Source organism: Jejuibacter sp. L23, from assembly GCF_050815825.1.
GTDB lineage: Bacteria > Pseudomonadota > Gammaproteobacteria > Enterobacterales > Enterobacteriaceae > Jejubacter > Jejubacter calystegiae.
On record NZ_CP138199.1, the window covers coordinates 3,818,504 to 3,830,121 of the forward strand.

Here is an 11,618-nt window from a genome sequence, read left to right on the forward strand (position 1 = left end):
GGGTCGTTAGCTCAGTTGGTAGAGCAGTTGACTTTTAATCAATTGGTCGCAGGTTCGAGCCCTGCACGACCCACCATGTAGAAAGGCGCCCTAAAGGCGCCTTTTTGCTTTTCTGCCCTTCCCTTTCGATTATTCAAACAGCGCATCGCCTTTACGGGCCTCGTTCAGCAAACGCGCCTGTTCCGCCACCACATCCCATACCGCCCGGGCCGCACCGGAAAGCGAACGGTTTTTACGCCTCACCAGCATCAACTGCCGTTGAACCACCGGCACCAGCTTCCTGACCACCAACGGCCGACTTTCCGGTAACGGTAATGCCAGCGCCGGCAACACGCTGATGCCGATTCCCGCCTCCACCATGGGAAACAGCGTGGCAGGGTGGCCGATCTGCTGCACGATACTGGCTTCAATGCCCTGACTGGACAGCGCTTCATCGATCAGCGCGCGACTGCCCGAGGCATAGTCCTGCAACACCAGTTCGGCACCATTCAGCGCCTGCCAGGGCACCTGATCCTGGGCCGCCAGCGAATGATCGCAACGGCACAGCAGCAGAAAAGGTTCCGAGAGTACCGTTTCACTATCGAGATCCGCCGCCTGAATCGGGTCAATCACCATACCGAAATCCACTTCGCCGCTGCGGATACTTTCCAGCACCCAATGTTGAGGTCTGTCATGCAGCACAAAACGGATCGCCGGATAGCGCTGCTGACAGCAGGCGATAGACTGCGGCATCAGATGCGCTGAGAGGGTCTGACTGGCTGCGACCCTCACAGTACCGCTCAACTGCTGACCGGTGCTGCGGGCATCCAGCAGCGTATTGTTAAGTTCATCCAGCACCCTGTCCAGACGAACGGCAAGCTGCTGCCCGGCGACGGTCAGCGTCACTTCGCGGGTTGTGCGATCCAACAGACGAACGCCGAGCGTCTCTTCCAGCTCTTTAATGCTGTGGCTGACGGCGGACTGACTCAGCCCGATACGCTGTCCGGCCCGGCTGAAACTTCCGGCCCGGGCCACCGCGACAAAAACGCGAAGCTGTTTCAGCGAGTAATTCATCGAAAACCTTCATGTATAGATGAAATAAATCAATTTTATTTATTAAACCACCCTTTGCACAATAAAAAGAAAAGATCACAGGTGACGTTATGAAACTGCTACGTATTTTCGATCCCTTTACCCTGACCCTCATCGCAACCGTGCTGCTGGCCTCGTTCCTTCCGGCCCGCGGCGTCTTCGTGGATTATTTCTCCTGGCTGACCACCGCCGCCATCGCCCTGCTGTTCTTTATGCACGGGGCCAAGCTATCTCGAGATGCGCTGGTCGCAGGCGGCAGCCACTGGCGTTTGCATCTGTGGGTGATGTGCAGCACTTTTATTCTGTTTCCGGCGCTGGGCGTGCTGTTCGCCTGGTGGGCGCCAGTGAATGTCAGCCCGGAAATCTACTCAGGATTCCTTTATCTGTGCATTCTGCCCGCGACCGTGCAGTCGGCCATCGCCTTTACTTCGCTGGCAGGCGGTAACGTGGCGGCGGCGGTCTGCTCTGCTTCCGCCTCCAGCCTGTTAGGGATTTTCCTTTCGCCATTGCTGGTGAGCCTGCTGATGCATACCGGCGGTGGCGCCAGCCAGGACGGATTGCGCCAGGTCGGCGCCATTATGCTGCAACTGCTGCTGCCCTTCGTGCTCGGCCATCTGTCACGCCCCTGGACCGCGAACTGGGTGGCACGCCATCGTAAGTGGATCGGCAAAACCGATCAGACCTCGATTCTGCTGGTGGTCTATACCGCCTTTAGCGAAGCTGTGAATAACGGTATCTGGAGTCAGGTAGGGATCGGTGCACTGGGTTTCATTGTACTGGCCAGCATCGTGCTGTTGGCGATTGTATTAGCGGTTAACACCCTGGTGGCACGCCGCGCCGGTTTCAGCAAGGCGGATGAAATTACCATTGTCTTCTGCGGATCGAAAAAGAGCCTGGCGAACGGGATTCCGATGGCCAATATTCTGTTCCCGGTTCAGGCGGTAGGGATGATGGTGCTGCCGCTAATGATTTTCCACCAGATTCAGCTGATGGTCTGCGCCATGCTGGCGCAGCGTTACCGGCGGCGCCAGCTGGAAAGCGGCGCCATCCAGGCGACACAGGAAGGATAATGGTACTACTGACGCTTAAGGGGGCGGACCAGATGGTCCAGCCCCTCGACCTTTATCAGCAGCGTCAGCGCCATCAGTTCGCCAAGGTGCCCCTTCGGAAATTCTCCCTTGCGGGAGAACCACAGCAGATACTCCTCCGGCAGATCAATCAACGCCCTGCCCTGATACTTTCCGAACGGCATGATGGTATTGGCAATTTCAATCAGGCGCTCTTTATCCATTGATTATTTCCCCAGCAGGCGTAGCATCTCCGCCTCGTCGATAACGTCGATCCCTAACTCCTGGGCTTTTGCCAGTTTGGAACCAGCGGCTTCCCCGGCAATGACCAGATCGGTTTTCTTCGATACGCTACCGCTCACCTTCGCCCCCAGTTCCACCAGGCGCACTTTGGCATCGTCCCGTGACATCTGGCTCAGAGAGCCAGTCAGCACCACGGTTTTACCAGCAAACGGACTGTCTATCTCTTCGGCGCGCACCACCACCGGCGCAGGCCAGTGAATTCCCACGTCTTCAGTCAACTGGCGAATAACGTCACGGTTGCTCTCTTCTTCAAAGAAGTTATGCACGTGGCTGGCGACTACCACGCCGACGTCCGGCACCTGCTGAAGTTCATCCACGCTCGCCGCCATTAGCGCGTCCAGGTTGCCATAGTGGGCCGCCAGTCCGGCCGCCGTGGCTTCCCCCACTTCGCGAATCCCTAACGCATAGAGGAAACGGGCAAAGGTGGTCTGTTTCGATTTTTCGAGCGCGTTCACCAGATTCTGGGCCGACTTCGGCCCCATGCGGTCTAATCCTGTCAGCACCCCGGCGCTGAGTCGGAACAGATCTGCCGGTGTTTTGACGTACTCTTTATCCACCAGTTGGTCGATAATTTTCACGCCCATACCGTCGACATCCATAGCCCGACGAGAGACGAAGTGCCACAGCGCCTCTTTGCGCTGAGCGCCGCAGATAAGTCCGCCGGTACAGCGCGCCACCGCTTCACCTTCCACCCGCTCCACCTCTGAACCACAGACCGGACAGTGGGTCGGAAAGACCACTTCCCGGGCGTCGTCGGGGCGCTCAGAGGTTACCACGCTCACTACCTGGGGAATCACGTCGCCCGCCCGGCGAATCACCACGGTATCGCCAATGCGCAGACCCAGACGCTCGATCTCATCGGCGTTATGCAGCGTGGCGTTACTGACCATTACGCCCGCGACCTGCACCGGCTCCAGACGCGCCACCGGCGTAATAGCACCAGTGCGGCCCACCTGAAACTCCACGTCGCGTACCCAAGTCATCTGCTCCTGAGCCGGAAATTTAAAGGCGACGGCCCAGCGCGGCGCCCGCGCTACATAGCCCAGCGTTTCCTGGAGCGGCAACGAATCGACCTTAATTACCACGCCATCAATATCGAAACCCAGGGTTTCGCGATCCTGCTCCACCTGATGGTAATAATCGAGCACCGCCTGTTCGCCGCTGCACAGACGCACGCGGTCGCTCACCGGCAGCCCCCAGGCTTTAAACTGCTGTAGTCGTTCGATATGGCTGTCCGGAAGCGTACCGCCTTCCAGCAGGCCCACGCCGTAACAGAAGAAAGTAAGCGGTCGCTTCGCGGTAACTCGCGGATCCAGCTGGCGCAAAGAGCCCGCCGCCGCATTACGCGGGTTAGCAAAAATCTTGCCGCCAGTGCGACGCGCCTCTTCATTAATCTTTTCGAAACCAGCCTGCGGCAGGAACACTTCGCCGCGCACTTCAACCCGGCTGGGGATGTTGTCCCCCTGCAGGCGCAGAGGAATAGCGCGGATGGTCCGCACATTACTGGTGATGTTCTCACCCGTAGTGCCGTCCCCTCGAGTGGAAGCGCGGGTGAGCACACCCTCTTCATACAGCAGACTGACCGCCAGGCCATCGAGCTTAAGCTCGCAGCAGAAGGTGATCTCATCGCCGTTCTTCAGTCGGTCCTGAATGCGCTTATAGAATGCCAGCCAGCTCTCTTCATCAAAGACGTTATCCAGCGACAGCATCGGCACTTCATGACGTACCTGGGTAAATTCGCTCAGCGGCGCCGCCCCTACCCGCTGGGTGGGCGAATCCGGCGTGACCAGCTCAGGGTGGGCCTCTTCCAGCGTACGCAATTCACGCATCAGGCGATCGTACTCCGCGTCCGGTACCTCCGGAGCATCCAGCACGTGGTAGAGATATTCATGATGACGAAGCGTGGTTCGCAGCAGTAAAAGTTTGTCTTCTATAGAGTCCATATCGCACCATCAACGATAAAAAACCCCCGACGAGCGGGGGTTCAGGGAAAGCGGAAACCGATTAACGTAGCGCGTCAGGGCTGGGTGCCCAACACTTCACGAATCGTATCCTGATACTCGCGCAGTTTCTGCGGCGTCATCATCCGACGCTGGTCATCAAGCACTACGCCACCAACTTCATCGGCAATGTGCTGAGCCGACTGCAGCATCAGCTTAAAGTTTTGCAGCCCGTCCCCGTAAGAGGGAACCTGCATAAAGATCGTGATGCCCGGAGTCATAAAATCATTCATAGTTTCCGGATCGAAAGAGCCGGGTTTAACCATGTTGGCCAGACTGAACAGCACCGGGCCGCTACCGTCCGGACTTAAATGGCGATGGAAAATATTCATTTCGCCAAACATGAAGCCCGCTTGCTGAATGCTGTTAAGCAGAACATCGCCATTAAGCTGGCTGCCGGCGTGAGCGGCGACGTTCATGACAATCACCGCCTCTTTGCGCGGCGCTGGCGCGGCAGGCTCTGGCGCAAAGGGTTCAGGTTCAGGCTGTGCGACAGGCTCCGGCGCCTGAGGCGGCTGTTGTGGTTCGGGCTGCGGCTGGGGAGCCTGAGGCGGCATCTCCAGCTGCGGGGGTTGCTGAACCGGTGCAGACGTCGGCTGAGGGGCCTGAGGCCGCTGCTGAGGCTGCGCCACCGGCTCTGGCTGCTGAACCACAGGCTGTGGCTGTACGGCAGGCTGAGGCGCAGGGCGCTGAGGCTGAGATTGCGGCGCCTGCTGCTGTCCCGGTTGTTGCTGCGGCGTCTGCTGACGCGGCTGCGGCGCGCCATAAGGCGGCTGGTAGTTGTGCTGTGGCGCCTGCTCACGGAGCTCATCCTGCGGCTCCGCTGGCTGAACCCGACGCACGCGAACTTCGCCGACGCCTTCGTCGGCCTCCGCTTCCGGCTCATACTCATCGCGCTCAGACTTCATGCGTCTAAGCGGACGATCCCGGAAAATCGAGGAACGCTCTTTTCTGCTGGTCCACAGTCCGTGTACCAGTAAGGCGATTATGGCTATCGCGCCAACAATGATTAATATCAGACGCAAGTCCTGCATCATTATATTCTCTGTTGTTCTAACACCTTGCCACCGCGGCAAACATTTACTCACTAAGAGTATTTGTCCATCTGCCTAAGTGCAAGTGCCCCCTTGAGCTTCTCATCAGAAAGATCTCCTAAAAAGGTCTTTTTGCTGTTTTTTCGACCATTTCCGAGGTGGTTATCGCATTTTGCCCGACATATGATAGGCGGGCACCAAATCGGTTGTCTTATTAAGGAGCAACGCCAGACATGGTATCACACAGCGGCAGCACCCCCCGTAGCGGGCTGCACTACTTTTCTCAGGGCTGGAAGCTGATTCGCGAGCCGGGCATCGGCCGTTTTGTCTTCCTGCCCCTTCTGGTTAACGTTTTGTGGATGGGCGGCGCCTTCTGGTGGTTGTTTACCCAACTGGGGGCCTGGATTCCGGCGCTGATGAGTCACGTTCCCGACTGGCTGCAATGGCTGAGCTATCTGCTGTGGCCGCTGGCCACGCTTTCTATCCTGCTGGTCTTCAGCTACTTCTTTTCCACCGTCGCCAACTGGATAGCCGCCCCGTTTAACGGACTACTGGCGGAACAGCTCGAGGCACGGTTGACCGGCGCCACGCCGCCGGATACCGGCGTTATCGACATCATGAAAGATCTGCCGCGCATCATGAAACGCGAATGGCAGAAGTTTGCCTGGTACCTGCCCCGGGCCGTAGTATTGCTGCTTCTGTACTTTATTCCCGGAATCGGCCAGACCGTGGCGCCGGTACTTTGGTTCCTGTTCAGCGCCTGGATGCTGGCGATTCAGTATTGCGACTACCCGTTCGATAACCACAAGGTTCCCTTCGCCGAAATGCGTATCGCACTGCGCGAACGCAAGATGATTAATATGCAGTTCGGTGCCCTGGTCAGCCTGTTCACGCTGATCCCGATACTGAATCTGGTCATCATGCCGGTCGCGGTCTGCGGCGCCACCGCCATGTGGGTGGACTGCTACCGGACCCGACATGCCCGTTGGCGTTAAGCGCTAAAGATGACGCCCGTCCCGGGCGTCATTCTGCAATACGCTATTTGTGCGCCCACCCTGGCAATTTTCATCCTTATTCCATACTGTCAGTCATTTATTTCGCATCAATATATAGATATGCGATTTCCTTACTTCACCCTGGACTCCAACCGGGTATGCTGGTGGGGTTCCCAAATTTCATACAGTTAAGGACCGGCCATGAGTAAGATTTACGAAGATAACTCCCTGACAATCGGCCACACGCCGCTGGTGCGTCTCAACCGCATCGGTAACGGGCGCATCCTGGCAAAGGTGGAATCCCGTAACCCCAGCTTCAGCGTTAAGTGCCGTATTGGCGCTAACATGATTTGGGATGCCGAAAAGCGCGGCTTGCTGAAACCTGGCGTCGAGCTGGTTGAACCGACCAGCGGCAATACCGGTATCGCACTGGCCTACGTCGCCGCGGCCCGGGGCTATAAACTGACGCTTACCATGCCGGAAACCATGAGCGTCGAACGTCGTAAGCTGCTGAAGGCGCTGGGCGCTAACCTGGTGCTGACCGAGGGGGCTAAAGGGATGAAAGGCGCTATTCAAAAGGCGGAAGAGATCGTCGCCAGCGCCCCCGAAAAATACCTGCTGCTGCAACAGTTCAGCAATCCGGCCAATCCGGAGATCCACGAAAAAACCACCGGTCCGGAAATCTGGGAAGATACTGACGGCAATGTGGATGTGTTTATTGCAGGCGTCGGTACCGGCGGCACCCTAACCGGCGTAGCCCGCTATATCAAGAATACCAAAGGCAAAAAAGACCTGATCGCCGTCGCCGTTGAGCCTACCGACTCTCCGGTTATCGCTCAGGCGCTGGCAGGCGATGAGCTGAAACCCGGTCCGCATAAGATCCAGGGGATTGGCGCCGGCTTTATTCCAGGCAACCTCGACCTCGAACTGGTTGACCAGGTTGTTGGCATCACCAATGAAGAAGCCATCTCTACGGCCCGTCGCCTGATGGAAGAAGAGGGTATCCTGGCCGGTATCTCTTCCGGTGCCGCCGTCGCCGCCGCGCTGAAACTGCAGGAAGATGAGACCTTCGCTAACAAGAATATTGTGGTGATTCTGCCCTCTTCCGGCGAACGCTATCTGAGCACCGCACTGTTCGCCGATCTCTTTACCGAAAAAGAGTTGCAACAGTGATGCCATCTTGTTAAAAAAGCTTAAAAAAGCACCTTTAGGGGTGCTTTTTTGTGGCTTCCATCAAACTTTTACCCCTGTTGGCATTGCTTAACCCCCCCCGCCTCTGGTATTTAACCTGCTAATTATTTTGATGCGCGAAATTATTCGCTGAGAGCCCTTAACGGCTGAATCGATTTATCCCATTGGTAGACTCGGGCATCAGGATGCATAATATTCGGTGGCGAGCGAGGCGCTAACGGCAAGATGGCTGATCGAGCCCATCGCACTTCGACGGCTTGCAGCATTCGCACCGCGTCCCGGTTACGCCAGCGCTTAAGTAATAGAGGCTAAAGTGTGGCCCCCAGGCTAGACTTTAGTTCCATAACACTAAACCTATAAGTTGGGGAAATACAATGTTCCAGCAAGAAGTTACCATTACCGCTCCGAACGGTCTGCACACCCGCCCTGCCGCGCAGTTTGTTAAAGAAGCTAAAGGCTTTAGCTCCGAGATCACCGTGACTTCCAACGGCAAAAGCGCCAGCGCCAAAAGCCTGTTTAAGCTGCAGACTCTGGGCCTGACTCAGGGCACCGTTGTCTCTATCTCCGCTGAAGGCGAAGACGAGCAGAAAGCCGTAGAGCATCTGGTAAAACTGATGGCGGAACTTGAGTAATCACTCATTCAGTTTCGGATTAATATCAGTCAATTAAAGGTAGGGTTATGATTTCAGGCATTTTAGCATCCCCGGGTATCGCTTTCGGCAAGGCGCTCTTGCTGAAGGAAGATGAAATTGTCATCGACCGGAAAAAGATTTCTGCCGACAACGTCGATCAGGAAGTCAAACGCTTCCTGGACGGTCGCGCCAAAGCATCCACTCAGCTCGAAGCTATCAAAGTTAAAGCGGGCGAGACTTTCGGTGAAGAAAAGGAAGCCATCTTCGAAGGCCACATCATGTTGCTGGAAGATGAAGAGCTGGAGCAGGAAATCATAGCCCTGATTAAAGATAAGCACGCCACCGCTGATGCAGCGGCGTACGAGGTTATCGAAGGTCAGGCCACTGCGTTGGAAGAGCTGGACGACGAATACCTGAAGGAGCGCGCGGCTGACGTGCGTGACATCGGTAAGCGTCTGCTGCGCAATATCCTCGGTCTGGCAATTATCGATCTGAGCTCCATTCAGGACGAAGTGATCCTGGTAGCGGCCGATCTGACCCCGTCAGAAACCGCACAGCTGAACCTGGACAAGGTGCTGGGCTTTATCACCGATCTGGGTGGCCGTACTTCCCACACCTCCATCATGGCCCGCTCCCTGGAGCTGCCGGCGATCGTGGGTACTGGTAGCGTCACCAGTCAGGTGAAAAACGGCGACTATCTGGTCCTCGACGCGGTAAACAATAAAGTTTATGTCAACCCGAGCCAGGAAGAGATCGACGCCATGCGTCAGCTCCAGACTCAGGTTGCCGAAGAGAAAGCCGAACTGGCTAAGCTGAAAGATCTGCCGGCTATCACGCTGGACGGTCATCAGGTTGAAGTTTGCGCCAACATCGGTACCGTGCGCGACGTCGCGGGCGCCGAGCGCAACGGCGCGGAAGGCGTTGGCCTCTACCGCACCGAATTCCTGTTTATGGATCGCGAGTCACTGCCGACTGAAGACGAGCAGTTTGAAGCCTATAAGGCCGTGGCGGAAGCCTGCGGCGCACAGGCGGTTATCGTGCGTACCATGGACATCGGCGGCGACAAAGAGCTGCCCTATATGAACTTCCCGAAAGAGGAAAACCCGTTCCTCGGCTGGCGCGCCATCCGTATTGCTATGGATCGTAAAGAGATCCTGCGCGATCAGTTGCGTGCCATCCTGCGCGCTTCCGCTTTCGGTAAACTGCGTATCATGTTCCCGATGATCATCTCTGTCGAAGAGGTGCGTGAACTGAAGCAAGCGCTGGAAGGCTACAAAGCCGAACTGCGCGACGAAGGCAAAGCCTTCGATGAAAAAATTGAAATTGGCGTGATGGTGGAAACCCCGGCCGCGGCGACCATTGCCCGCCATCTGGCTAAAGAAGTCGACTTCTTCAGTATCGGAACCAATGATCTGACGCAGTATACACTGGCAGTAGACCGTGGTAATGATATGATCTCGCATCTCTACCAGCCGATGTCGCCGTCGGTCCTTAACCTGATCAAGCAGGTTATTGATGCTTCTCATGCAGAAGGCAAATGGACCGGTATGTGCGGTGAGCTTGCTGGTGATGAACGTGCTACACTTCTGTTGCTGGGGATGGGGCTGGATGAGTTCAGTATGAGTGCCATCTCTATCCCGCGCATCAAGAAGATAATCCGTAACACTAACTTCGAAGATGCGAAGGTGTTAGCAGAGCAGGCTCTTGCTCAACCGACAACGGACGAGTTAATGACGCTGGTTAACAAGTTCATTGAAGAAAAAACAATCTGCTAATCCACGAGATGCGGCTCAAATTACTGCTTAGGAGAGAAGGTTAATGGGGTTTTTTAGTAAACTGTTCGGTGACAATAAAGGCGGCAGCGATACCGGTACAATTGATATCGTTGCGCCGCTGTCCGGCGAAATCGTCAATATCGAAGACGTACCTGACGTGGTATTCGCTGAGAAAATCGTTGGCGATGGTATCGCTATCAAACCGACCGGCGACAAAATGGTCGCACCGGTTGACGGCACCATCGGTAAAATTTTTGAAACTAACCACGCCTTCTCTATCGAATCTGATAGCGGCATTGAGCTGTTCGTCCACTTCGGTATCGATACCGTTGAGCTGAAAGGCGAAGGCTTCAAGCGCATCGCTGAAGAAGGCCAGCGCGTGAAGGTCGGTGACACGATCATCGAGTTCGATCTGCCGCTGCTGGAAGAGAAAGCGAAATCTACGCTGACCCCGGTTGTTATCTCCAATATGGATGAAATCAAAGAGCTCAACAAGCTGTCCGGTAGCGTAACCGTTGGCGAAACGCCGGTTATCCGTATTAAAAAATAATCGCGTTTACCCGATGTAAAAACGGCGCTCTCTGGCGCCGTTTTTTTATGGGCAGGATTCAGATACCCGCTCCCTGAGTCAGGGGCTCTTCGCCATAAACGCCGGTGGAAAGATAGCGATCGCCGCGATCGCAGATAATCGCCACCACCACCGCCCCCGGCGTGGTACGCGCCACGCGCAGAGCGCCCGCCACCGCGCCGCCGGAACTCACGCCGCAGAAAATCCCCTCTTCCCTCGCCAGACGGCGCATGGTGACTTCTGCATCCTGTTGGCTGATATCCAGCACTTCGTCTACCAGCGCGGCATCGAAGATGCCCGGCATCCACTCCCGGGGCCAGCGACGAATTCCCGGAATGCTGCTGCCCTCTTCCGGCTGCAGCCCGACGACGGTGACCGGCTTACTCTGCTCGCGCAGGAAACGCGATGTCCCGGTAATGGTGCCGGTGGTCCCCATACTGGAAACAAAGTGGGTCAGCCTGCCAGCAGTCTGGCGCCAGATCTCCGGCCCGGTAGTTTCATAATGGGCCAGCGGGTTATCCGGATTATTGAACTGATCCAGCACGTAGCCTTCACCGCGCTCTGCCATATCCCGGGCCAGCGCCCTGGCGCCTTCCATGCCGTCGCTCTTACTCACCAGTATTAGCTCAGCGCCGTAAGCCTGCATCGCCGCCTGACGCTCCAGGCTCATGTTATCCGGCATCAGCAGTTTTATGCGGTACCCTTTCAGCGCCGCAATCATCGCCAGAGCGATCCCCGTGTTGCCGCTGGTGGCTTCGATAAGCACATCGCCCGGTTTAATATCGCCGCGCGCCTCGGCATGGACTATCATCGAATACGCCGCCCGATCCTTTACCGAACCAGCGGGATTGCTGCCCTCCAGCTTGACCCAAATTTCACTGCCGTTATCCGGCGCCATGCGCTGCAGGCGAACCAACGGGGTATTGCCAATTGTGTTTTCCAGTGTGCTCACGTTTTACTTATCCAGAAAATAAAAGCGGCC

Annotated in this window: 11 protein-coding genes and 1 tRNA gene; 7 read left to right on the forward strand and 5 right to left on the reverse strand. The window is 56.4% G+C overall.

Annotated elements, in window-relative coordinates; translation table 11 throughout:
* Window positions 1–76, forward strand: a tRNA-Lys gene (locus SCU88_RS18230).
* Window positions 77–129: 53 nt separating this feature from the next.
* Here SCU88_RS18230 and SCU88_RS18235 read toward each other — a convergent pair.
* Entirely contained in the window at window positions 130–1,053 is a 924-nt protein-coding gene (locus SCU88_RS18235; protein WP_175341928.1) for a LysR substrate-binding domain-containing protein, read from the reverse strand.
* Window positions 1,054–1,142: 89 nt separating this feature from the next.
* Between SCU88_RS18235 and SCU88_RS18240 the strand changes: the two genes are divergently transcribed.
* On the forward strand, window positions 1,143–2,141 hold the full coding sequence (locus SCU88_RS18240) for a bile acid:sodium symporter family protein (protein ID WP_138098779.1): 999 nt from the start codon (window positions 1,143–1,145) through the stop codon (window positions 2,139–2,141).
* A 5-nt stretch (window positions 2,142–2,146) separates the two neighbouring features.
* Here SCU88_RS18240 and SCU88_RS18245 read toward each other — a convergent pair whose 3' ends face one another.
* The 3 genes from SCU88_RS18245 to zipA form a co-directional block, all read right to left on the reverse strand.
* Complete coding sequence (locus SCU88_RS18245; protein WP_138098781.1) at window positions 2,147–2,362, reverse strand: DUF3820 family protein; 216 nt, start codon at window positions 2,360–2,362, stop codon at window positions 2,147–2,149.
* A 3-nt stretch (window positions 2,363–2,365) separates the two neighbouring features.
* Window positions 2,366–4,384, reverse strand: a complete 2,019-nt coding sequence (gene ligA, locus SCU88_RS18250; RefSeq protein ID WP_175341929.1) for an NAD-dependent DNA ligase LigA — start codon at window positions 4,382–4,384, stop codon at window positions 2,366–2,368.
* A gap of 74 nt (window positions 4,385–4,458) precedes the next feature.
* Window positions 4,459–5,478, reverse strand: a complete 1,020-nt coding sequence (gene zipA, locus SCU88_RS18255; protein ID WP_431810037.1) for a cell division protein ZipA — start codon at window positions 5,476–5,478, stop codon at window positions 4,459–4,461.
* Window positions 5,479–5,708: 230 nt separating this feature from the next.
* Between zipA and cysZ the strand changes: the two genes are divergently transcribed.
* The 5 genes from cysZ (at window position 5,709) to crr (ending at window position 10,618) form a co-directional block, all read left to right on the forward strand.
* Complete coding sequence (gene cysZ, locus SCU88_RS18260) at window positions 5,709–6,470, forward strand: sulfate transporter CysZ (RefSeq protein ID WP_175341931.1); 762 nt, start codon at window positions 5,709–5,711, stop codon at window positions 6,468–6,470.
* Between the two features lie 201 nt (window positions 6,471–6,671).
* On the forward strand, window positions 6,672–7,643 hold the full coding sequence (gene cysK / locus SCU88_RS18265) for a cysteine synthase A (RefSeq protein WP_175341932.1): 972 nt from the start codon (window positions 6,672–6,674) through the stop codon (window positions 7,641–7,643).
* A gap of 392 nt (window positions 7,644–8,035) precedes the next feature.
* Complete coding sequence (gene ptsH, locus SCU88_RS18270; protein ID WP_138098793.1) at window positions 8,036–8,293, forward strand: phosphocarrier protein Hpr; 258 nt, start codon at window positions 8,036–8,038, stop codon at window positions 8,291–8,293.
* 47 nt (window positions 8,294–8,340) lie between these two features.
* Window positions 8,341–10,068 (forward strand): phosphoenolpyruvate-protein phosphotransferase PtsI, encoded by a 1,728-nt coding sequence (gene ptsI, locus SCU88_RS18275; RefSeq protein ID WP_175341933.1) that lies wholly within the window; start codon window positions 8,341–8,343, stop codon window positions 10,066–10,068.
* 43 nt (window positions 10,069–10,111) lie between these two features.
* Complete coding sequence (crr, locus tag SCU88_RS18280; RefSeq protein WP_175341934.1) at window positions 10,112–10,618, forward strand: PTS glucose transporter subunit IIA; 507 nt, start codon at window positions 10,112–10,114, stop codon at window positions 10,616–10,618.
* 58 nt (window positions 10,619–10,676) lie between these two features.
* Here the strand turns inward: crr and cysM are convergent, their stop codons facing one another.
* Window positions 10,677–11,588 (reverse strand): cysteine synthase CysM, encoded by a 912-nt coding sequence (cysM, locus tag SCU88_RS18285; protein ID WP_175341935.1) that lies wholly within the window; start codon window positions 11,586–11,588, stop codon window positions 10,677–10,679.
* Window positions 11,589–11,618 lie beyond the last annotated feature (30 nt).